The organism is Nonomuraea angiospora, assembly GCF_014873145.1.
Classification (GTDB): Bacteria; Actinomycetota; Actinomycetes; order Streptosporangiales; family Streptosporangiaceae; genus Nonomuraea; species Nonomuraea angiospora.
Genome location: NZ_JADBEK010000001.1, coordinates 1,305,036 through 1,326,257, shown reverse-complemented (window position 1 = coordinate 1,326,257; position 21,222 = coordinate 1,305,036). Strand labels below are relative to the sequence as shown.

The 21,222-nt window shown below is 71.5% G+C and carries 24 protein-coding genes; 16 read left to right on the top strand and 8 right to left on the bottom strand.

What is annotated here, in order from left to right; translation table 11 throughout:
• Positions 1-4 precede the first annotated feature (4 nt).
• The 4 genes from H4W80_RS06095 to H4W80_RS06080 are packed head-to-tail and all read left to right on the top strand — an operon-like array spanning position 5 to position 3,436.
• Entirely contained in the window at positions 5-919 is a 915-nt protein-coding gene (locus H4W80_RS06095) for an ABC transporter permease (RefSeq protein ID WP_192784165.1), read from the top strand.
• Positions 916-1,758: an ABC transporter permease gene (locus H4W80_RS06090; RefSeq protein ID WP_192784164.1), complete on the top strand. Its 843-nt coding sequence runs from the start codon at positions 916-918 to the stop codon at positions 1,756-1,758. The genes H4W80_RS06095 and H4W80_RS06090 overlap by 4 nt, the downstream gene beginning before the upstream one ends.
• Entirely contained in the window at positions 1,758-2,699 is a 942-nt protein-coding gene (locus H4W80_RS06085) for an ABC transporter ATP-binding protein (RefSeq protein WP_192784163.1), read from the top strand. The genes H4W80_RS06090 and H4W80_RS06085 overlap by 1 nt, the downstream gene beginning before the upstream one ends.
• Positions 2,699-3,436, top strand: coding sequence for an ABC transporter ATP-binding protein (locus H4W80_RS06080; protein ID WP_192784162.1), 738 nt, complete (start codon positions 2,699-2,701; stop codon positions 3,434-3,436). Before H4W80_RS06085 ends, H4W80_RS06080 begins: the two co-directional genes overlap by 1 nt.
• 7 nt (positions 3,437-3,443) lie before the next feature.
• Here H4W80_RS06080 and H4W80_RS06075 read toward each other — a convergent pair whose 3' ends face one another.
• The gene (locus tag H4W80_RS06075) at positions 3,444-4,340 is read right to left on the bottom strand and encodes an SDR family oxidoreductase (protein ID WP_192784161.1); all 897 of its coding nucleotides are present in this window, start codon (positions 4,338-4,340) and stop codon (positions 3,444-3,446) included.
• Positions 4,341-4,440: 100 nt separating this feature from the next.
• On the opposite strand from H4W80_RS06075, the gene H4W80_RS06070 reads away from it, so the two are divergent.
• The 3 genes from H4W80_RS06070 to H4W80_RS06060 all read left to right on the top strand — a co-directional run bounded on the left by H4W80_RS06070 (position 4,441) and on the right by H4W80_RS06060 (position 6,510).
• Positions 4,441-5,019, top strand: coding sequence for a TetR/AcrR family transcriptional regulator (locus H4W80_RS06070; protein ID WP_192784160.1), 579 nt, complete (start codon positions 4,441-4,443; stop codon positions 5,017-5,019).
• A gap of 79 nt (positions 5,020-5,098) precedes the next feature.
• Positions 5,099-5,533 (top strand): MerR family transcriptional regulator, encoded by a 435-nt coding sequence (locus H4W80_RS06065; protein WP_192784159.1) that lies wholly within the window; start codon positions 5,099-5,101, stop codon positions 5,531-5,533.
• Positions 5,533-6,510: an NAD-dependent epimerase/dehydratase family protein gene (locus H4W80_RS06060; RefSeq protein WP_192784158.1), complete on the top strand. Its 978-nt coding sequence runs from the start codon at positions 5,533-5,535 to the stop codon at positions 6,508-6,510. The genes H4W80_RS06065 and H4W80_RS06060 overlap by 1 nt, the downstream gene beginning before the upstream one ends.
• 5 nt (positions 6,511-6,515) lie before the next feature.
• On the opposite strand, the gene H4W80_RS06055 is transcribed toward H4W80_RS06060, so the two are convergent.
• Positions 6,516-6,989 (bottom strand): cupin domain-containing protein, encoded by a 474-nt coding sequence (locus H4W80_RS06055; protein WP_192784157.1) that lies wholly within the window; start codon positions 6,987-6,989, stop codon positions 6,516-6,518.
• Positions 6,990-7,073: 84 nt separating this feature from the next.
• Between H4W80_RS06055 and H4W80_RS06050 the strand changes: the two genes are divergently transcribed.
• Both H4W80_RS06050 and H4W80_RS06045 read left to right on the top strand, forming a co-directional pair.
• On the top strand, positions 7,074-7,553 hold the full coding sequence (locus tag H4W80_RS06050; RefSeq protein ID WP_225963275.1) for a MarR family winged helix-turn-helix transcriptional regulator: 480 nt from the start codon (positions 7,074-7,076) through the stop codon (positions 7,551-7,553).
• A 95-nt stretch (positions 7,554-7,648) separates the two neighbouring features.
• On the top strand, positions 7,649-8,539 hold the full coding sequence (locus H4W80_RS06045; protein WP_192793303.1) for an MsnO8 family LLM class oxidoreductase: 891 nt from the start codon (positions 7,649-7,651) through the stop codon (positions 8,537-8,539).
• A 4-nt stretch (positions 8,540-8,543) separates the two neighbouring features.
• Here H4W80_RS06045 and H4W80_RS06040 read toward each other — a convergent pair whose 3' ends face one another.
• The 4 genes from H4W80_RS06040 to H4W80_RS06025 all read right to left on the bottom strand — a co-directional run bounded on the left by H4W80_RS06040 (position 8,544) and on the right by H4W80_RS06025 (position 11,371).
• Positions 8,544-9,053 carry a P-loop nucleotide/nucleoside kinase family protein gene (locus tag H4W80_RS06040; RefSeq protein ID WP_192784156.1) on the bottom strand — a complete coding sequence of 170 codons (510 nt, stop codon included), beginning with the start codon at positions 9,051-9,053 and terminating at the stop codon, positions 8,544-8,546.
• Between the two features lie 82 nt (positions 9,054-9,135).
• A complete protein-coding gene (locus tag H4W80_RS06035) occupies positions 9,136-10,053 on the bottom strand; it encodes an NADP-dependent oxidoreductase (protein WP_192784155.1) in 918 nt (305 codons plus the stop codon).
• A gap of 47 nt (positions 10,054-10,100) precedes the next feature.
• Positions 10,101-10,424, bottom strand: coding sequence for a hypothetical protein (locus tag H4W80_RS60275; RefSeq protein ID WP_225963274.1), 324 nt, complete (start codon positions 10,422-10,424; stop codon positions 10,101-10,103).
• A 239-nt stretch (positions 10,425-10,663) separates the two neighbouring features.
• Positions 10,664-11,371: an SDR family oxidoreductase gene (locus H4W80_RS06025; RefSeq protein ID WP_192784154.1), complete on the bottom strand. Its 708-nt coding sequence runs from the start codon at positions 11,369-11,371 to the stop codon at positions 10,664-10,666.
• A gap of 59 nt (positions 11,372-11,430) precedes the next feature.
• On the opposite strand from H4W80_RS06025, the gene H4W80_RS06020 reads away from it, so the two are divergent.
• Complete coding sequence (locus tag H4W80_RS06020; protein ID WP_192793302.1) at positions 11,431-11,838, top strand: MerR family transcriptional regulator; 408 nt, start codon at positions 11,431-11,433, stop codon at positions 11,836-11,838.
• Between the two features lie 43 nt (positions 11,839-11,881).
• Here H4W80_RS06020 and H4W80_RS06015 read toward each other — a convergent pair whose 3' ends face one another.
• Entirely contained in the window at positions 11,882-12,799 is a 918-nt protein-coding gene (locus H4W80_RS06015) for a helix-turn-helix transcriptional regulator (RefSeq protein WP_192784153.1), read from the bottom strand.
• A gap of 143 nt (positions 12,800-12,942) precedes the next feature.
• Here H4W80_RS06015 and H4W80_RS06010 point away from each other — a divergent pair, with 143 nt between their 5' ends.
• The 6 genes from H4W80_RS06010 to H4W80_RS05985 all read left to right on the top strand — a co-directional run bounded on the left by H4W80_RS06010 (position 12,943) and on the right by H4W80_RS05985 (position 19,952).
• Positions 12,943-14,013 (top strand): MFS transporter, encoded by a 1,071-nt coding sequence (locus H4W80_RS06010; RefSeq protein WP_192784152.1) that lies wholly within the window; start codon positions 12,943-12,945, stop codon positions 14,011-14,013.
• 80 nt (positions 14,014-14,093) lie between these two features.
• Complete coding sequence (locus H4W80_RS06005) at positions 14,094-15,137, top strand: zinc-dependent alcohol dehydrogenase family protein (RefSeq protein WP_192784151.1); 1,044 nt, start codon at positions 14,094-14,096, stop codon at positions 15,135-15,137.
• A gap of 37 nt (positions 15,138-15,174) precedes the next feature.
• Positions 15,175-15,804, top strand: coding sequence for a (2Fe-2S)-binding protein (locus H4W80_RS06000; protein ID WP_378526868.1), 630 nt, complete (start codon positions 15,175-15,177; stop codon positions 15,802-15,804).
• A gap of 4 nt (positions 15,805-15,808) precedes the next feature.
• Entirely contained in the window at positions 15,809-16,792 is a 984-nt protein-coding gene (locus tag H4W80_RS05995; RefSeq protein ID WP_225963272.1) for an FAD binding domain-containing protein, read from the top strand.
• Positions 16,789-18,984 carry a xanthine dehydrogenase family protein molybdopterin-binding subunit gene (locus H4W80_RS05990; RefSeq protein ID WP_192784149.1) on the top strand — a complete coding sequence of 732 codons (2,196 nt, stop codon included), beginning with the start codon at positions 16,789-16,791 and terminating at the stop codon, positions 18,982-18,984. The genes H4W80_RS05995 and H4W80_RS05990 overlap by 4 nt, the downstream gene beginning before the upstream one ends.
• Positions 18,985-19,190: 206 nt before the next feature.
• Positions 19,191-19,952 carry a glucose 1-dehydrogenase gene (locus tag H4W80_RS05985; protein WP_225963271.1) on the top strand — a complete coding sequence of 254 codons (762 nt, stop codon included), beginning with the start codon at positions 19,191-19,193 and terminating at the stop codon, positions 19,950-19,952.
• 108 nt (positions 19,953-20,060) lie between these two features.
• On the opposite strand, the gene H4W80_RS05980 is transcribed toward H4W80_RS05985, so the two are convergent.
• A complete protein-coding gene (locus H4W80_RS05980; RefSeq protein ID WP_192784147.1) occupies positions 20,061-21,152 on the bottom strand; it encodes a VWA domain-containing protein in 1,092 nt (363 codons plus the stop codon).
• Positions 21,153-21,222: the final 70 nt, after the last annotated feature.

Sequence of the window (21,222 nt, the reverse complement as noted above, 5' to 3'; positions counted from 1 at the left end):
ACCCATGGTGCGCAAGCTGGCCGGGCTGCTCGTCACGCTGCTCGCCACCTCGTTCGTGATCTTCGGGGCGTCCTACGCGGCGCCCGGCGACCCGGTCACGTTCCTGGCGGGCGGCAAGGAGAACCTCACGCCCGAATACCTGGCCGCCGTCCGGGCCGAATACCACCTGGACGACCCGTTCCTGGTGCAGTACGCACGATGGCTCGGCGACGCGGTGACCGGGGACCTCGGGCGTTCGACCCAGTACAACGACCAGGTCTTCGACCTGCTGATGGCGCGGCTGCCGAGCACGCTCGGGCTGGTGGCCTACGCCGCGACGCTGTTCGTGGGGTTCGGGATCGCGCTCGGGGTGCTGGCCGCGGTGCGCGGCGGGCGCACCGACTCGGCGGTGGTGGCGGGCACGACGTTCGCCACCTCGGTGCCGCCCTTCGTGGTGGCCACGGCGCTGATCTCGCTGTTCGGCGTGCAGCTCGGCTGGTTCCCCGTCATGGGCGGCGGGTCGCTGTGGCACTTGACGCTGCCGGCCGTGACGCTGGCGCTCGGCGCGCTGGCCATCATCAGCCGGGTGACCCGGCAGTCCATGGTGGAGCAGCGCGAGCTCGACCACGTGACCGTGGCCCGCGCGTCCGGCCTGTCCGAACGGCTGATCGTGGTCAGACACGTGCTCAGGGGCGCGCTGGGGCCGATCGTGACCATGTGCGGGCTGGTCACGGCGGGCATGCTGGCGGGCACGGTGACCGTGGAGACCGCGTTCGGGCTCAACGGCGTCGGCTCGCTGCTCGTCAACGCGATCAACACGCACGACTTCCCCGTGACGCAGGCGGTGATGTTGCTCATGGTGGCCGCGTACATCCTCGTGACCACGCTCGTCGATCTCGCCCAGCCGCTGATCGACCCCAGGGTGCGGAGGCGCGCATGACCACGATGGTCGCCACTCTCTCGCCGAAGGCCGCCCGGCCGCTCGGCTACCGGCTGGCCGGCGCCTTCCTGGCGCTGGTCGTGGTGGCGGCGGTGTTCGCGCCGCTGGTGGCCCCGTACGAGCCGGACGCGGTCGACTTCGCCGCCACGCTCGCGCCGATGTCGCCCGGGCACCTGCTCGGCGCCGACCAGTCGGGCCGCGACCTGCTCACCAGGGTCCTGTACGGCGCCCGCACCTCCCTGATCGGCCCCCTGGCGCTGCTGGCCATCGCCTCCGTGCTCGGCGTCGCGCTCGGCACGCTGGCCGCCTGGCACCGCGGCTGGGTGGACGCCGTCGTGTCCAGGCTGACCGACGTCATGTACGCCTTCCCCGGGCTGCTGTTCGTGGTGCTGGTCGTCGCGGTGTTCGGCAACGGGATGACCACGGCGGTGGTCGCGCTCGGGCTGGCGTACACGCCGACGATCGCCCGCTACACCAGGAGCGTGGCGCTGGGCGAGTGCGGCAAGCCGTACATCGACGCCTACCGGGTCCAGGGCATGGGCGGGTTCGCGATCTGCGTGCGGCACCTGGTGCCCAACATGGCGCGCTCGATCGTGGGCTACCTGGTCGTGCTGTTCGGCGAGGGACTGATGAGCCTGGCCACGCTGAGCTTCCTGGGGTTCGGGGCGCAGCCGCCGTCGTCCGACTGGGGGCTCATGGTGAAGGAGGGGCAACCGGCGATCGTGCAGGGCGCGTTCCTGCCGGTGCTGGTGCCGGGCGCGGCCATCGCGCTGGTGGTCGTGTCGTTCAACGTGATCGGCGTACGCCTGGCCGACCGCCTGGGCGTGAGGGGGACCTGATGCTGCTCTCCGTGGAGGAGTTGACGATCGAGGCGGGCGGCCGGCGGCCGATCCTGCGCGAGGTGTCGCTGGCCGTCGGCAAGGGCGAGATCGTGGGCCTGGTCGGCGAGTCGGGGTCGGGCAAGTCCACGCTGGCCCGGGCGGTGCTGCGGCTGCTGCCCGCCGGGGCGGCGGCCGCCGGCAGGGTGCTGGTCTCGGGCGAGGACGTGCTCGCGATGGACCCGGGCCGGCTCAGGGACCTGCGGGCCTCGCAAGTGTCGATGATCTACCAGGACCCGCGCGCCTCGCTCAACCCGGTCCGCCGGGTCGGCGACTTCCTGACCGAGCGCATGGTGCACACGCTGGGCCGCCCCAAGGCCGAGGCGCGCGCCCGGGCGGTGGAGCTGCTGGCCGCCGTCGGCCTGCGCGATCCCGAGCTGCGCATGCGGCAATATCCGCACGAGCTGTCCGGCGGCATGCTGCAACGGGTGGTCGTCGCCGCCGCGCTGGCCGCCGACCCCGCGCTGCTGCTGGCCGACGAGGCGACGAGCGCGCTCGACGTCACCACCCAGGCCGAGACGCTCGCCCTGCTGCGCGAGGTCCAGGCGGAGCGGGAGCTCGGCATGCTGTTCATCACCCACGACCTGCACCTCGCCGCGTCCTTCTGCGACCGGGTGCACGTGCTGTACGCGGGCACGGTGGTCGAGTCGCGGCCGGCCAAGGAGCTGTTCGGGGACCCCCGGCACCCCTACACGGCCGGGTTGCTGGCCTGCACGCCGGAGCTGGACGATCCCCGTCCTCTCCGGCCCATCCCCGGCCGCCCGCCCTCGCTGGACGACACGTTCGCCGGCTGCCCGTTCGCGCCGCGGTGCCCGCGGGCCGCGGACGCCTGCGAGGAGTGGTCGCCGCGGCCCGTGACCGTGTCCGGCGGCTCCGCCGCCTGCCGTCTGGTGGAGGCGTGATGCTCGGCGTACGCGATCTGTGCAAGTCCTTCCACGGCTCGGTGGCCGCCGACCAGGTGTCCTTCGAGCTGCCGCCGGGCGGCTCGCTGGGCCTGGTCGGCGAGTCCGGGTCGGGGAAGACGACGATCGCGCGCATGCTCGTCGGCCTCGTCACCCCCGACTCCGGCACGATCACCGTGGACGGGCGGGCGCGCTCTGCCAAGGAGCGCGGCCGGGCGGCGCGGCTGCGGCGGGCCCGCGAGATCCAGATGGTCTTCCAGGACCCCTACCTGTCGCTCGACCCGCGGCTCACCGCCGCCGAATGCCTGCGCGTGGCGCTCAGGCTGCACGGCGGGGACCGCTCGCGCGTCCCCGAGCTGCTCGACCAGGTCGGGCTGGGCACCCGCGAGGCCGGGGCCCGGCCGCACCAGCTCAGCGGCGGGCAGCGGCAGCGCCTGGCCATCGCCAGGGCACTGGCCGTGGAGCCGTCGGTGCTCGTGCTCGACGAGGCGGTGGCCGCGCTGGACGTCTCCATCCAGGCGCAGATCCTCGAACTGCTCAACCGGGTGCGCGCCGAGTCCGGGGTCGCGCTGCTGTTCGTCAGCCACGACCTGGCCGTCGTACGGCACCTGTGCGAGGACACGCTGGTGCTGCACAGAGGGGTGGTCGTCGAGCGGGGCCCCGTCTCGCGGGTGCTGGCGGAGCCCGAGCATCCCTACACCAGGCTGCTGCTCGACTCGGTGCCCAGGGCGCGCTAGGCGGGGTTCAGGGCTGGTCGTAGTGGCCCGCGGCGATGTCCTCCAGGAGGGTGGGGCCGGTGGGCCGCCAGCCGAGCAGGTCGCGCGTGATCTCGCTCGTGGCGGGGAAGTCGGCACCCAGGAACCCGCCGATGAACGGGATCTCGCCGGCGACCTGCTCCGCCGGGGCGGACTTCGCCGGCACGCCGAGGCGGTCGGCCAGCGCTTCTGCGATCCGCCGGACGGGCACGCCCTCTTCGGCGGCGGCGTGCAGGATCGCACCGGCGGGGGCGTTCTCGAGCCCGAGCCGGACCAGGCGCGCGGCGTCGGAGCGGTGGACGGCGGGCCAGCGGTTGAGTCCCTCGCCGGGGTAGACGGAGGCTCCGCGCCGCCGGGCGGCCTGGGCGATGATGGAGATGAAGCCGTGGTCGCCTTCGCCGTGGACGGTCGGGGCGAAGCGGACGGACATCACGCGTACGCCACGGCCGGCGTAGCTCAGGGCGAGGTTCTCGGCGCCGCCGCGCGGTGAGTCGGGGCCGACGGCGGGGTTGGGATCCCGCTCCGTCGACGGGCGTCCGAGGCCGGGCAGAGCCAGACCGGCCGCGAGCGCGAACGGCCGGTCCGAACCGGCGAGCGTGTCGCTGATGGCCTGGACCGCGGCCCGTTCGGCGTGGTTGGAGACCTCGGGGCGGGTCCAGTCGTGCTTGTTCGCCAGGTGGACGACGCCGTCGGCCGCGTCCGCACCCTGGCGGATGCGGTCGAGGTCGTCGAGGTCGCCGAGGTGGACATCCGCCCCGAGGTCCTTGATGACGGATGCCGATGCCTCGGAACGCGCCAGGCCGGTCACCTCGTGACCTGCGGCGATGAGCTCGGCGACGACGGCGCGACCGATGAATCCGGATGCTCCGGTGACGAAGACGTGCATGGTGGACTCGCTTCCCCTACTGATGTCAGTGGCTGACATCAGTCAGCATAGCCGTGATGTCAGCCGCTGTCATCACCCCGATTCCGGCTACGATCCGGACATGGCACGTTGGGCACCTGGAGCGTCGGATCGTCTGCAGCGGGCGGCGCTGGAGCTGTTCGCCGAGGACGGCTTCGAGGCGACGACCGTGGCCGGGATCGCCGGGCGGGCCGGGGTGACCGAGCGGACGTTCTTCCGGCATTTCGCGGACAAGCGCGAGGTGCTGTTCGCCGGCGGGGAGCAGCTCGAAGCCGCCTTCGTGGGCGCGATCGCCGACGCCCCGGCGGAGACGTCCATGGCCGGCCTGCTCGCCGCGGCGCTCGATGCCGGCGGCCGGGTCCTGCAGGACGGACGGGGCCGGGAGTTCTCCCGCATGCGGAACACGATCATCACGGCGAATGAGCAGTTGCGGGAGCGCGAGCTGCTCAAGCTGGCCAAGCTCTCCCACGCCGTGACCGCCGCGCTCGTGGCCCGCGGCGTCGCCCAGGTGACCGCCTCCCTGGCCGGCGAGCTGGGGGTGCTCGTGTTCAAGACGGCCTTCGCCCGGTGGATCGCGCCCGATGAGACCCGCGATCTGCTCCAACTGCAACGCGAAGGTCTCGCCGCCGTCAGCGACCTGACGCGCGCCGAGACCGGGTGACCCGACGCCGGCCCTGTCGATCTCCACTCAGTACGCGCGCGTTTGACCTCAAGCGCTTGAGGTGTGTTTCGCTGGCCACATGGCAGTTTTGACCATCCATGAGGCGTCCCGGCGCAGCGGGCTGAGCGAGCCGACCCTGCGCTACTACGAGGAGGTCGGGCTGGTCGGCCCGATCGACCGTGACGAGAACAGCGGGCACAGGCGTTACCGAGACGAGGATCTTCACGTGATCGAGGCGCTGGCCTGCCTGCGCGCGGTCGGCGTGGGCATCGAGGACATGCGCACCTACCTGGCCAACCGCACCCGCGGGCCGGTGGCGGCGGCCGAACAGCGCGATCTGCTGCTACGTCACGCCGAGCGCATCGAGGCCGAGATCGTCGCCCAGCACGCCCGGCTGGCCTATCTGCGGGAGAAGGCGGCGCTGTGGGATGCCCGTGACCGCGGCGACACGGCCGCGGAGGCCGAGGCGGTGCGACGGTCCATCGACGCGGCCGGTCGCTTGGGGGCGCTGTGATGAGCCGGGTCCTGGTCACCGGCGGGGCCGGCTACGTGGGGACGCACCTGATCGCCGCACTGCTGCGGGCCGGGAGACCGGTACGCGCCACCGTGCGCTCGACGGCTCGGGAGACCGAGCTGCGCGCGGCGGTGCGCCGGGGCGACGCCGACGACGCTGGCCTGGAGGTCGTCGCCGCCGACCTGATGGCCGACGACGGCTGGCCCGCCGCGGTGGCCGGGTGCGAGGAGGTTCACCACGTCGCCTCGCCCATCCCGGTCGCCCAGCCCGACGACCCCGACGAGCTGATCGTCCCCGCCCGGGAGGGCACGCTGCGGGTGCTGCGTGCCGCGCGCGACGCGGGCGCCCGGCGCGTCGTGCTCACCTCGTCCTTCGCCGCGGTCGGATACACCCCCAAACCGGGCGCCGAGTTCACCGAGGACGACTGGACCGATCCCGACACGCCGGGCCTGGCGCCGTACCCGCGTTCCAAGGTGATCGCCGAGCGGGCCGCGTGGGACCTGATGGAACGCGACGGCGGCGACACCGAACTCGTCGTGGTCAATCCGACGGCCATCTTCGGGCCCACTCTCACGACCGACCTGCGCTCCTCGACGCAGCTGATCAAGGCGATGCTCGACGGGACGATGAGCCTCGCGCCCCGCCAGCGCTTCGGCGTCGTGGACGTACGCGACGTGGCCGACCTGCACCTTCGCGCCATGGCGGAGCCGGAAGCCGCGGCCAAGCGCTTCCTGGCCGTCGCCGACGGCCCGACGCTGAGCTTCCTGGAGATGGCCCGGATCCTGCGCCGACGGCTCGGCCCGGCGGCCGCACGCGTACCCACGCAGGAGGTGCCGGGAGAAGACCCGCCGCGGCCGATCATCCACAATGACCGGGCCCGCGGCGAGCTCGGCTGGCGTCCACGGCCCGCCGAGACGACGATCGTGCAGACGGCGCAGAGCCTGCGCGACCTCGGCCTGGTGCAGGCGAGGGGCTGAATTCTCTAGGCGGCGGGAGGATTGTCGAGGACGACCATTCCGTACGCTGCCAGGAGGTCGGCGTGGTCCGCGTCGTGGCGCTCGTCGGCGGCTCCGATCGACTGGAAGTAGCCTTCGAGGGCTCCGGGGCTGTTGATGACGAGGATCTCCGCGGTCGACGTGATCGGCTGGAGCGTGTGCGGCACGTACCGGGGCGCGTAGATGTAGGCGCCGGGTTCGGCGTCGTGCACGTCGCACGTGTCGAGCGAGGTCGATCCGACCGATCCAACCCAGAACCGGACACGGCCGGACAGGACCACCCAGCTCTCGTCCTCCCGGCTGTGGGCATGCAGGGGCGGCGCGCCGGCGCGGTCCAGGTTCAGCCGCGATACGGTGACCGCTCCATTCGTCTCGGTGGTCGACACGACCTGCTCGATCTCGCTGTGGTAGTAGCGGAAGAACCGCCCGTCGCCGGGGTTCCGCACGAGGCCAACGCTCACGCGCCCTCTCCTCCAATGAGTTGATGTATCAACCGGAGATTACGTTATTGAGTAGACATGTCAACTCATTGGTAGAGTGACCTCATGGCGCAGCTGGGATTGACCGAACGCGAGCTCCGCGCGTGGCGGACCTCCTTCCAGATGGTGGAGATGCTGCGAACGCGCATCGAGCAGCAGTTGCAGGCCGACGGCGGCCTGTCCAACGCCGATTACTCGGTCCTCGCTCTGCTGTCCGAAGCGCCCGGCAGACGGATGCGTGCCTACGAGCTCGGCCGGGCCGCCGGCTGGGAGAAAAGCCGCATGCACCACCAGCTCACCCGGATGGAGCGGCGGGGCCAGATCGCCCGCGAGCGGTGCGGCTCTCGCGGCATAGACGTCGTGCTCACCGCAGAGGGTCATGCCGCGCTCAAGAAGGCCGTGCCTGGTCACGCCGAGGAGGTACGGCGCCTGTTCGTCGACCGTCTCACGCCCGAAGAGCTCGAACTGTTCGCCGACATCGCCGCCAAGATCCTCGACAACCTGCAAGCAGACCGGCCGCCCACCGGTGACGCCTCTGCCACCTAGCCTGGACACTCGGCCCGCCGCAGGTCCGGGGCTGCGCTGGAATGGAACGGCTGTGGCGTGACCGGAGAGGACGAGCATGAGCGGGTGCCGGCAGGCTGACGTACGCATTTCGGTGCTGGACACCTCACCGATCGTGCTCCGCCCCCGCCGTCCTCATCGGCCACCTCGCCGACGCCACCCGGCACCTGCGCGTCGGCGCGGGCGGGGTCCTGCTGCCCAACCACGCTCCGATCGTGGTGGCCGAGCAGTTCGGCACGCTGGCCGCGCTCCACCCGGGACGGATCGACCTCGGCCTCGGCCGCGCCCCGGGCGGTCCTCGGGCGGCCGTGGACGCGGTCCGTCCCGAACGGGAGCGGACCGCGAAGACCTTCCGCCGGCAGCTCGACGAGCTCCGGACCTACCTCGACCCGCCCCAGGACGCGCAGGTCAAGGCGATCCCCGTCCTCGGCGGGAACGTGCCGTCGCTGTGGCTGCTCGGCTCCACGACCGGCAGCGCCGAACTCGCCGCCGAGCTCGGCCTGCCCTACGCCTTCGCCCACCACCTCAACGCGGAGACGGCCGCGGACGCCATGAACACCTACCGGGAGCACTTCCGTCCCTCCGACCACGCCGCGACACCGACGACGCTGGTCAGCGTGTCCGTCATCGCCGCCGAGGACGACGAACGCGCCGAATGGCTCGCCGGATCCACCCGGTTGAAGGTGCTCAGCCGGATCCGGGGAAACCGCATCCTGCTGCCGAGCCCCGAGGACGCGGCAGCGTATCCCTACACCGACGACGATCGCGCCGAAATCGCCGCCCGCTCCGGCGGCGTCCTCGTCGGAAGCCCGGCCATGGTGGTCGAGCACCTGCAGTCGGTGCTCGACGCCACCGGCACCGACGAACTCATGGTCACCACCCCGAACATTGACGACGCAGACCTCTCCCCCGCCGGCCACACAGCCGCGCTCGGCCCGCCTCAGGATCCCGTCGCCTCTGCCGGTTGAAGTGTCAGGGGCGCAGCTTGTTGACATGGCCGGCGATCCGCGTGGCCAGCTCCGTGACGTCGGCGTCGTCGGTGTGGAACACGGTGGGGATGAGAGCACGTGCCCGGGCGGCGTCCGCCATCGCGTCTTCGAACTCATCCGGCCTGTCGCCGCGTGCTCGCAGTCGCCGCAGCCGCTCGGCGTCGGTGCAGTCCAGGAGGGCGCAGTGGACGTCGCCGGTCCATCGCCCGCCCGGTGCGAGCTCGTCGGCGTCGGGGACGGGACAGAGCAGGAGGACGGGGTGGCCGGCGCGCCGGACCATGGTGACGATGCGGGTCCACATGCGGTCGTACGCGGGCCAGACGGGCGCGGCGTCCATCGTCGCGATCGGCACGCCGATGAGCCCGCCGTCCTCGAGTAGCTCGTCCATGTCCATGACGACCAGCCCGTCGGCGGCCTTCAGCAGGTGTGGCAGCAGCGTGCTCTTGCCCGACCCCGGAGCACCGGCGAGAAGAAACAAGATCCCTTCATCCACCGGTTGATCATACGGGCCGTGGGTCGCTACTCGCCGTTGACGAGCCGCGACCGCTACGGCACATGGGCCGCGCCTTCCCCGGCTAGGGCCGGAGCACGATCTTGCCGTGAGTGTGTCCCTGTTCCAGCTCGCGGAACGCCTCCCGTACCTGCTCCAGCGGGTAGGTGCGGGCGATCAGCACCTCGAGCTCCCCGCGCGCGGCGAGCCGGGCCAGCTCGCCGAGCACGACCGCGCACGCCGCGGCGCCTTCTCCGTCGGTACGCGCGCCGACCTTGGCCGCGGCCTGCCAGTCGCGGATCGTGTTGATCCGTTCGGGCCGCACGCCCAGCTCCACTGCCAGCTCCACGTAGCCCTCGCCGAACGTGTCGATGAACGCGTCGACCTTCCCGCTGCAGGCTCGCCGGATCCGCTCGGCCACGTCCTCTCCGTACTCGACCGGAACGACCCCGCGATCCTTCAACCAAGCGTGGTTCGGCTCGCTCGCCAGCCCGATCACCGTGGCGCCGCGCCGCCGCGCGAGCTGCGCGGCAAGGGACCCGACGCCGCCCGCCGCGCCGGACACGACGACCGTGTCGCCCGGCCCGGGGTCGACCGCGAACACGGTGGCGTACGCGGTCGTGCCGGCCACGTACAACGACCCGGCCACCTCCCAGGACAGCCCCTTCGGACGCGGGGTCAGCTGCACATCGTCCACCACGACGAACTCCGCGTGGCTCGCCCTCCGGTGAGTGAAACCGAGGACCTCGTCGCCCACCGCGACGCCGCGCACCTGCGGACCGACCTGCACCACGAGACCGGCCAGATCGCTGCCCTGCCCGGAGGGGAACGTCGCCGGCCAGCGCTCGTGCCGCGCGCCCTGCCGGATCATCGCCTCGCCGGGCTGGATCCCGGCCGCGCGCACCTCGACCAGCACCTGCCCGGGGCCGGGCACCGGACGCTCCACCTCCTCCACCCGCAGGACATCGATCCCGCCGTACTCGTGGAACCGCACCGCCTTCATGGCCTGATCACCGCTCTTCCTCGTCCGGATGGGCCTTCACACTGCCATCACCCTCGACGGCCCTGGAACGGAGCGGTCTTCCTAGGAGCGACGGTCCGATGCTGCGCTCGACCACCGATGTACCGCTGCCCGGCGTGCTCCCATCGCCCGTGCTCGGTGATGAGCCGCCGGTGTAGGACGCCGGGAAGCAGGCGCCACCGTTCCACAACCCGTCGCCACCCCTGAAGCGCCAGGAGACGGGCCCCCCAGCCCTCGCGCTCCACGCGAGCTCGCTCGGCGGCGACCTCGTCGGGCGCGGCGTCCGTGAGATCGCGCAGCCCCTGCCGGCGGATGGCGGGGTCAGACTCGAGCAGCCGATCGATCACGCTCATCGCCGCACCTGAGCCGTCCGGATAGCGGGGTTCAACGCGCCACCGGAGGAGCCTGTGCTTCCTCGCTACGGCCGGGGCGATCGACCGTGCTGTTGTCGCCGAAGCGGCTGCGGGAGCGAGCCGGCATTCTTGAGGGCAGCATCGCGCGGGGCGGGCCGCGATCGAGTCCTCGTTCAGCCTCCCAGTTCGGCGACCACTGTGTTCCTTCGGGGCTTGAGCATGCCGAGGCGGCCTGAGGGTCAGGCCGTGAGGGCGGCCGCTGCTTCCCGGTAGATGACGCTCGGGTCCTCGGACAGCCACGCCTTCACCTGGCGGCTCCAGTCGTCGGCGAGCACCTCGGGGCGGTTCGCCTCGATGCCGTCGAGGGCTGCCTCGACGATCACCTCAGGAGCGGTCTTGTCACCGGTGTACCAGGCCGACATGTCGGTGTCCGCGGCGCCCAGGTGCAGACCCGTCACCAGGGTGCCCTGGCCGGCCAGCTCCAGGCGGACGCTGTTGGTGAGCGCCCACTCGGCGGCCTTGGCCGCGTGGTAGGCACCCGCGCCGTCGAAGGCGAGCCACGAGAGGGCGGACAGGACGTTGAGGATCGCGCCGTCGGCCAGCTGGGGCGCGAAGGCGTGGATCACGTTGAGAGTGCCGTAGAAGTGGGTGTCCATCTCGCGGCGGATCGTGTCCAGGTCGCCGGTGATGAGGTTCGCGCCGGTGGAGATGCCCGCGTTGTTGATGACGATCTTGACATCGGGCGCCGCGGCGGCCGCGGCGGCGACCGACGCCGGGTCCGTGATGTCCAGGCGCAGCGGGATGACTCCTGGTACGTCGACGAGATCGGGACGGCGGGCGGTGGCGTACACCTTGCCGGCGCCGCGGTCGAGGAGGGAAAGGATGAATTGCCGGCCCAGGCCCCGGTTGGCGCCGGTGACCAGCACATGTGCTCCGTTGATCTGCATGCTGGATAGGCTAAAACCTGACGTTGACGTCAGAGGCAAGTGTTGTGATGGAGGTCACGGTGCGGATCGGCGAGTTGGCGGCGCGGTCGGGCGTCAGCGTGCGGGCCTTGCGTTACTACGAGGAGCAGGGGCTGCTGGAGGCGGAACGGAGCGACTCCGGGCAGCGTCACTATCCCGCCTCGGCGGCCGACCGCGTTCACCTGATCCAGATGCTCTACTCCGCCGGCCTGTCCAGCCGGACCATCGCCGAGTTGCTGCCCTGCGTCGATGCCAAGGTCAGCACCCCCGAATCACGTGCCCGGCTGGCCGCCGAGCGTGATCGCATCGACGCCCAGATCGCCGCGCTGACCCGTACTCGCGACAATCTGGACGCGGTCATCGCCTCCACCGGAAGCCCGGCCAGCGGCTGCGGGTGGATCGCGGACCGAGACGTCGCCGCGCAGGCGAGTCACTCCGCGACGCCATGATCGCCGCGGTACCGGTTCGGGCTCGCGGTTGGGGCGGCCTGCTTCAGCGGGGCTGGTTGGTGGGCTCCTCCGCCCGGGGCCGGGTGGCGGCCAGGCTGGCGAGGAGCTTGAGCCGGTCTTCGTAGGTGGTGCCCGGTTCGGCGGTGTAGATGGTCAGGTCGTGCACCGCCCGATGGGACATCGGCAGGTTCAGGGACTGGTAGGTCAGTTCCAGGCGGCCGACCTCGGGGTGGCGCAGCCGCTTGATGCCGTCGTGGCGGATGCGGACGTCGTGGGCCGCCCACATGGTGCGGAAGTCGGGGCTGAGCGTGGACAGCTCGCCCACGAGTTCGCGCAGGGCCCGGTCGTGGGGTTCGCGCCCGGCTTCCGCGCGTAGCAGCGCGGCGGTGGTGACGGCGGCGCTCTCCCAGTCGACGTAGAAGTCGTGGGCGCCCGGGTCCAGGAAGATGTAGCGGGCGACGTTGGGGCGGCCGCGCTTGTCGATGGTGCCGCTGCGGAACCACGGCGCGAACAGGGCTCGGGCCAGTGGATTGCCGGCGACGACGTCCATGCGCCCGTTCTGCACCGATGCCGAGGCCATCGTCATGGAGTCGAGCATCCACTGGATGCGGGGCGGGACTTCGACATCCTTGCGGCGGGAGGGCGTACGGCGGGCGGGCCGGGCTGCCCGGGCCAGGTCGAACAGGTAGGTACGTTCGTCCTCCTCCAGTTGCAGTGCCCGGGCGACCGCGTCGATGACGTCTTCGGACACTCCGCTGATGTGGCCTTTCTCCAGCCTCGTGTACCACTCGGTGCTCACGCCTGCCAGGACGGCGACCTCCTCGCGCCGTAGCCCGGGAACCCGGCGTCGGCCGCTGGTCGGCAGCCCGGCCTGCTCGGGGGTGATCCTGGCGCGCCGGCTCGCGAGGAAGTCCCGGATCTCGGAGCGGTTGTCGGAACGATTACCGGGTTCCTGGTCCATGCCTTCCACGGTAGTCGCGGGCTGACGTGCAGGAAGTGCGGAGGGGGGTTGGGTTTATACCCCCCATAAACAGGACCTTCTCCACATGCGGTGAAGCCGGTTTCGTGGGATCGACAGTTCGAACACGACCCCTGTGGAGAAGTATGAGTACGCGAGGAGGAGTCCTGCACGCCCGTGGCGACGTGCGCGCTGAAGAGCATGACCGTCCGCCCGCCAGGCTTCCTTCCGTCATCTATGTGCTGGCCTTGGGCACGTTCCTGATGGGCACGACCGAGTTCGTGGTGGCGGGCCTGCTGCCGCAGATCGCGGGCAACCTGCAGGTGAGCGTGGCCCAGGCCGGGCTGTTGATCACGGTTTTCGCGGTCGGCATGATCGTCGGCGCGCCGCTGATGGCGATGCTGACGCTGCGGCTGCCCAAGCGGCTGACCCTGATGCTCGCCCTGGGCGTCTTCGCCGCCGGACATGTCGTCGGCGTGCCGCTCGGCGCGTTCGCCGGGCAGCTCATGGGCTGGCGGGGACCGTTCTGGGCCCTCGCGGCCCTCGCCGCGGCGGCCATCGCGCTCATCGCCCGCGCCGTCCCGCACGACGGGCCGGCCCAGCATGCGGGTTCGCTCCGCTCGGAGCTGGCCGCTCTGCGTTCCGGCCGGCTGTGGCTGGTGCTGGCGGCCTGTGCCACCACGACCGGCGGTGTCCTGGCCGCGTACTCCTACATCTCGCCGCTGCTGACCGGCCGGGCCGGCCTTTCCGCCGGGCTCTTGCCGCTGGCGCTGGTCGGCTTCGGCGTCGGCGCCCTCGCCGGGTCCATCGTCGGGGGGCGTCTGGGCGACGCCCGTCCGCACACGGTGACCATCGTGGCAGCCGCAGGAGCCACCCTCCTGCTGCTCGCGATCTGCCTGTTGAGCGGCTACGCCGCGGCCACGGTTCTTCTGGTCGCCCTGCTGGGCTTCTTCGGGCTCGGCGCCAACCCGGTGCTGATGTCGCTGGCCGTCCGCTTCGCGGGCCGGGCACCCGTCCTGGCCTCTGCACTGACCATCTCGGCGTTCAACTTCGGCACCGCCGTCGGATCCTGGATCGCCGGCCTCGCGCTCGGCTCGTCGCTGGGGACCACCGGTCCTGCCGTGGTCGGCACCGCCATCGCCGCGCTGACCCTGATCCCCACGATCGCCATCGCTCTCACCCGGCGCCGCCACTCCGCAGCAGCAGCCACGACGTAGCTGAGGGGCTCCTGGCCCTCGTCAGGCAATCGGCACGCCAACACCCGAAATCAAGCACCAATCGCATCGGAGAACACCTCATGCGTGCAACCTTCATGTACGGAGCCGGCGACGTCCGCGTCGAGAACGTCCCGGACTCGGTCGTCAAGCTGCCCACCGACGCGCTCGTCCGCGTCACCGCCTCCTGCATCTGCGGCAGCGACCTGTGGCCCTACGGCTCGCTGTCCCCGGCGGACGGGCCCGCCCGGATGGGGCACGAGTTCATCGGCGTCGTCGAGGACACCGGCTCGCAGGTGACCACCGTCAAACGGGGCGACCTGGTCGTGGCTCCCTTCGCCATCTCCGACAACACCTGCGCGTTCTGCCGCGAGGGCTTGCACACCTCCTGCGCCCACCCGCAGGCCGGCTTCTGGGACGGCGAGCCGGAGGAGGGCGGCCAGGCCGAAGCGGTCCGCGTCCCGCTCGCCGACGGCACCCTCGTCAAGCTCCCCGTCGCACCGGACTCGGCCCTCATCCCGTCCCTGCTGACGCTCTCGGACGTGTTCGGCACCGGCTATCACGCCGCCGTGGCCGCCGGCGTCAACGAGCGCACCCGCGTCACCGTGATCGGCGACGGCGCCGTCGGCCTGCTGGCGGTGCTGTCGGCCAGGCGCCTGGGCGCCGAGCAGATCATCCTCATGGGCCGCCACCCGGCGCGTACCGGCCTCGGCAGGGAGTTCGGCGCCACCGACGTCGTCTCCGCCCGCGGTGAGGAAGGGATCGCCCAGGTCCGCGAGCTGACCGGCGGGCACGGCACGCACGCGGTCCTCGAGGCCGTCGGGACCATGTCGGCCTACGAGCAGGCCCTCGGCATCGTCCGCCCGGGCGGCGTCATCAGCCGCGTCGGCGTCCCGCAGTACGAGGAGGCGCCGATCGGCTTCGGCAGCCTCTTCCGCCACAACCTCCGCCTGGCCGGCGGACCCGCGCCGGTCCGGGCCTACATCGAGGAACTGATGCCCGACATCCTGGACGGCACCCTCGAGCCGGGAAAGGTGTTCGACGCCACGACCGACCTCGACGGCGTCCCGGCCGGCTATCAGGACATGGCCGACCGCAAGAGCCTCAAAGTGCTCATCCAACCCTGAGGAGTAGTTTATGGCCTCTGATTCCCATGGACCCGCTGTGCCACCCTCCACCACAGCCGACGAGTCCTCCTCGACGCTCAATCGACGCACCTTCCTCGCTGCCGGTACCGCGGTCGGTGGTGCTGCCGTCGCGGACGGCCTGATCGCAGGTCCGTCCCTCGCCGCCCCTCGCGAGGCGGCCACCTCCGAGACGCCGCCCAGCGGCCGCGTCTCACTGACCGTCAACGGTGAACGGCACGCCGCGGTGATCGACAACCGGACCTCGCTGCTGGACCTGCTGCGTGAACAGTTCGGGCTGACAGGCACGAAGAAGGGCTGCGACGCCGGGGCCTGCGGGGCGTGCACCGTCCTGGTCGACGGCCGCCGCGTCAACGCGTGCCTGACGCTGGCGGTGCGGCTGGAGGGCGCCGAGGTCACCACCATCGAGGGGCTCGCCCCGGACGAGGACGACGACCTGCACCCGTTGCAGCAGGCGTTCATCGACCAGGACGCCTTCCAGTGCGGCTACTGCACCCCCGGCCAGATCATGTCCGGCATCGGCTGCATCCGGGAAGGGCACGCCGGCTCGCCGGAGGAGATCCGGGAGTGGATGAGCGGCAACATCTGCCGCTGCGGCTGCTACGTGAAGATCGTCAATGCGGTCGAGCAGGCCGCCGGCGCGAAGTGAGGTCATGATGCATCCGTTCTCCTACGCCAAAGTCGCCGACGTCGACGACGCGCTCGCCGCCGGGCGGCGTGGCGGCCGCTACATCGCCGGCGGCACCACTCTGGTGGACCTGATGCGCGAGAACGTCGAGCGTCCCGCCGAACTGGTCGACATCACCGCCCTTCCGCTGCGCGAGGTGACCGCGACCTCGGGCGGGGGGCTGCGCATCGGCGCGCTGGTGTCGATGGCCGACGCCGCCGCCCACCCCAAGGTGCGCGCCACCTACCCGGTCGTGGCGCAGGCGCTGGAGCTGAGCGCCTCCGCCCAGCTGCGCAACATGGCCACCATCGGCGGCAACATCATGCAGCGCACCCGATGCACGTACTTCCGCGACGTGACGGCGGCGTGCAACAAGCGCCGCCCGGGCTCCGGATGCGCGGCACTGGACGGCTTCAACCGCGGCCACGCCATCCTCGGCGCTTCCGACCAGTGCGTGGCCACGCACCCCTCCGACGTCGCCGTGGCCTTCGCGGCGCTGGAGGCCACGGTGCACCTGCTGGGCCCGGACGGAGAACGTCGCGTCGCCTTCGCCGACTTCCTGCTGCAGCCGGGTGGCACCCCGCACCAGGAACAGGCCCTGCGACCCGGCGAGCTGATCTACGCCGTCGAGATCCCGGCCCATCCGCGCCCGCTCAAGTCCGGGTACCTGAAGGTTCGTGACCGGCAGTCGTACGAGTTCGCGCTGACCTCGGCGGCCGTCGCCCTGCACGTGCGCGGCGGGGTGATCCGCGCGGCGAAGGTCGCCGCCGGAGGCGTGGGCGCCGTGCCGTGGAAGCTGCCCGCCGTCGAGCGCCTGCTCGTCGGCGAGCGGCCGTCCGAGGCGCTGTGGGCCGAGGCCGCCGTGCGGGCCGCCGACGGGGCCCGGCCGCTGCGCCACAACCGATTCAAGATCGAACTGCTCAAGCGCACCGTCGAACGTCAGCTTCGCATCGTGGGAGGTATGAAGTGAGCCCTCAGCCACAGGCAGCCGTGGGTGCGCCGCTGTCCCGGGTGGACGGGCGGCTGAAGGTGACGGGCAAGGCGTTGTACGCCGCCGAGCACGACGTCGATGGCGTCGTGTACGCGGCCATCGTCGACAGCGGCATCGGCCGTGGACGCATCACCTCGATCGACACCCGCGCCGCCCTGGCCCACCCGGGGGTGCTGCGGGTGATCAGTCACCGCGACGCGCCGAAGCTGCCGTACCGTGACAACGCCGGGTCGAACAACCCGCCCGGGCGGCGGCTGCGGGTCTTCCAGGACGACCGGGTGCTCTTCCACGGTCAGCCGGTCGCCGTCGTGGTGGCCACCACCCTGCAGGCCGCGCAGCACGGCGCGAGCCTGGTCGAGGTCGGCTACGACGCCGAGCGGTCCTCGACCGATCTACGCGAGGCCGAAGCCGACGAGCCGACGCGCTATGCGCGCGGCGATGCCGAAGCCGCTCTACGTTCCGCGGCCGTACGGATGGACCTGACCTACCGGACGGCGCGCAACCATCACAACCCGATGGAGCCGCACGCCGCCATCGCCCGCTGGAGCGGCCCCAGGCTCACCGTGTGGGACAAGACCCAGTGGGTCGTGGGCACGCAGAACGAGCTCGCCGCCGTGTTCGGCATCCCGGCGCAGGCGGTGCGGGTCATCTCCCCGTTCGTCGGCGGTGCTTTCGGCTCCGGGCTGCGGTGCTGGCCGCACGTGGTCGTCGCCGCGCTGGCCGCCCGAGTGATGGCCCGTCCGGTGAAGGTCGTCCTGAGCCGCAGGCAGATGTACTTCGGCACCGGCTTCCGGCCCTCCTACGAATACCGCCTGCGCCTGGGCAGCGACCGTCGGGGACGCCTGACCGCCATGGCCCACGAGATGGACGCCGAGACCTCCTCGTACGAGAAGTTCACCGAGACCATCATGCCCGCGGGACAAATGCTCTACAGCATGCCCAACGTCTCGCAGGCCTACCGGACGGTGCCGCTGGATGTGAACACGCCGCTGTGGATGCGCGGCCCAGGCTTCGCGACGGCGTCCTTCGTCATCGAGTCAGCCATGGACGAACTCGCCCACCAGCTCGGCCTCGACCCGATCGAGCTGCGCCGGCGCAACGAACCGGCCGAGGACGAGTCCAACGGGCTGCCGTTCTCCACCCGCCGGCTGCGCGAGTGCTACACCGTCGGCGCCCGCGAGTTCGGCTGGGACCGCCGCCGTCCCGAGCCACGCTCCCGCCGTGAGGGCGACTGGCTGATCGGCATGGGCATGGCCGCCGGCCTGTACGAAACACAGCGCAACACGGCCCAGGCCCGGGCCCGGCTGAACGCCGACGGCACCGCCACGGTCGAGGCGGCCGCCAGTGACATGGGGCCGGGCACCTACACCTCGCAGACCCAGGTCGCCGCCGACGCCCTCGGGCTGACCATGGGCGCGGTGACCTTCCGGCTGGGCGACTCACTGTTCCCACCGACCCCACCGCACGGCGGCTCGATGACCATGGCCAGCGTCGGCTCCGCCGTCCTCGACGGGTGCGACCAGGTGCGACAGCAGGCGATCAAGCTGGCCGTCGAGGACCGCCGGTCGCCGCTGTACGGGGCGGCCGCACAGGACGTCGTCGTCCGCGACGGCCGGATGCACGTCAAGGACGATCCCGCGCGCGGCGAGACGTACCGGCAGCTCCTGGCCCGCAACAACCGCACCCACCTCGAAGCTCTCGGCTCCTTCTCCCGCCCGTCCGGGGCCGAACGGCACTCCTACTACGCCTACAACGCCACCTTCGCCGAGGTCGCCGTCGACGCGACGCTGGGCCTCGTACGGGTGCGGCGCATGCTCGGCGTGTACGACGCCGGCCGCATCATCAGCCCCAAACTCGCCCACAGCCAGGCGATCGGCGGCATCGTGGGCGGCATCGGCACAGCCCTGCTGGAACACACGGTCACCGACCACCGCGACGGCCGCATCGTCAACGCCAACCTCGCCGACTACCTCGTCCCCGTCAACGCCGACGTTCCGGACATCAAGACCATCTACCTGGACGGCGAGGACCGCGAAGCCGACCCGCTCGGTGTCAAAGGGCTGGGCGAGCTCGTCCACATCGGCGTGGCGCCCGCGATCGCCAACGCGGTCTTCAACGCCACCGGCCGCCGGATCCGCGAACTGCCCATCACCGCCGAAGCACTGCTCTGACCCGATCCGTAACGCACCCAACCCCGGTCGCCCCTCTGGCTGCCGGACCGTCAGAGGCCGTCGCGGCGGCGCACCCACGACGAACACCTGCGCCTCCTGCGCGAGGCCGGGCTGTCCGAGGACCGGCTGGGCCGGCTGCCGCTCTCCGATCGGTCTCGACCTCGGTGCGAACGCACACCACAGAGGGAAAGGAAGTTCCTATGACGTTGACGTACGACTTCAGCGGCCAGGTAGCCATGGTGACAGGCGCCGCCGCGGGCATGGGAGCGGCCACCGCGCGAGCGTTCGCCGCGGCAGGCGCATCCGTCGTGCTCACCGACATCAATCAGGACGCCGTCGAGAAGGCCGCGCGAGAGCTCTCCGAGCGAGGCTGCCAAGTCCTCCCCCTTGCCTGCGATGTATCCGACGAGCGGCAGGTCGCCGCCGCTGTGGACAGGACCGTCGATGAGTTCGGGCGGCTCGACATGGCGTTCAACAACGCCGGAATCATGATCCCGGACTCCGACGCCGCGGACGAGCCGGCCGAGGCGTTCGACAGCGTCATGGCCGTCAACCTGCGCGGCGTCTGGGCGTGCATGAAGCACGAGCTGGCCCGGATGCGGCGCCAGGGCTCCGGCGCGATCGTCAACTGCTCCTCGCTCGCCGGACTCGTCGGGGACGCACGACGCGCTTCCTATGACGCGACGAAGCACGGCATCGTCGGCCTGACCAAGAGCGCGGCTCTGGAGTACGCCCCTCGTGGTGTGCGGATCAACGCTGTCTGCCCCGGCACCATTGACACCCCCATGGTCGAGCGCATGATCGACGCCGGGGAACTGGACATGGACGCTGCCCTCGCCGCCACGCCGATGGCACGGCTCGGCAGGGCCGAGGAGATCGCCTCGGCCGTTCTCTGGCTGTGCGGCCCCGGCGCGAGCTTCGTCACCGGAGTCGCGCTTCCGGTCGACGGTGGATACACCGCGCGATAGTCAAGCCTGGCCGGGCGTGTCATGAAAGGGCCTGGCGCGAGCCGCCCAGCCGGCGCAGCAGCGTGCTGCGCCGGCTGGGCGGCGCCGTAGGTCGGCGGTCCAGCGCAGTTACTGCCGGAACCCCTTCAGCTCGTCGGCGACCAGCTTGACCACCAGGTCGTCCAGGGCCAGCACGGCGTACTCCGAGACGTGATGCTCGGTCTTGTCGCCCGGCGAGACGCCGTCGGCCCCGTACGTGAGGAAGGTGAAGCGGCCCATGGTGAGCTGGGCGAGCTGGCGGTAGATGTACTCGCCCTGGTCGTCCAGGCCCGACGAGGCGATCGGCTCGATCTTGATGCCGCGTTCGGCGGCCCGGCGGGCCTCGGTCAGGTAGTCCGGCCCGTCGTAGTCGAGGTGCGGCGGGGCGTCGGCGATGAGGAAGACCAGCTTGACGGCGTCCTCGCGCCAGGCCGGCTTGGCCAGCGCCTCGGCGAGCGCCGCGTTCAGGTCCTCGGGGGTGTCGCCGCCGCCTTCGGCCCGCACCGCGGTGAGCTGCTCGCGGAACGTTCCCACGTCGGCGGTGAAGTCGGTGGTCCTGGTAACGTACTCGTCGCCCTTGTCGCGGTAGAGGGTCATGCCGAGCTCCAGCTCGGGCCCCGCCGACAGCTTGGCGATGCGTGCGGCGACCGAGTCGACGCTGGCGGTCAGGCGGCCGATCTCGTCGCCCATCGAGCCGGTGGTGTCGATGAGGAACAGCACCTGCAGCCTGGCCCGGCCCTGCGGCGCGGTGACGGGCAGCTTGACCTTGGGCGCGTGGCCGGTGGCCGCGGCGGTGGCCCCGCCGTACGAGACGGTGATCCGGCCGTCACCGAAGATCAGCGCGCGTCCGTCGGCGTAGGTGCGGGCCCGCTGATCCCCAGCCTGTACGGTGGCGCCGAACAGCGGCCGGCCGCGCCGGTCCGTCACGGTCACGATCCTGCGCCCGCTGACATCGGCGTCGCGCACCTCCTGGTCGCCGTCGGCGAACTTCTTGCGGTAGTCCAGGTAGGCGGTGAAGGCGGCATTGTCGTCGACGCTGCCCGCGCGTAACCCCGGCCGCGCCTGGGCTTCGGACCTCGGTTCGGGCGCGTCGGAGGCGATCGTGCCTGTTGCGCCGCAGGCGGTGGTCAGGAGGACGGCGGACAGCGGCAGGGCGGCGAGAAGTACACGGTGACGTGTCATGACCTTTCCGACGGAAGGATCGGTGCGGACGTTCAGGCCCGGGCCACACGGTGACCGGGTCGTGCCCGAC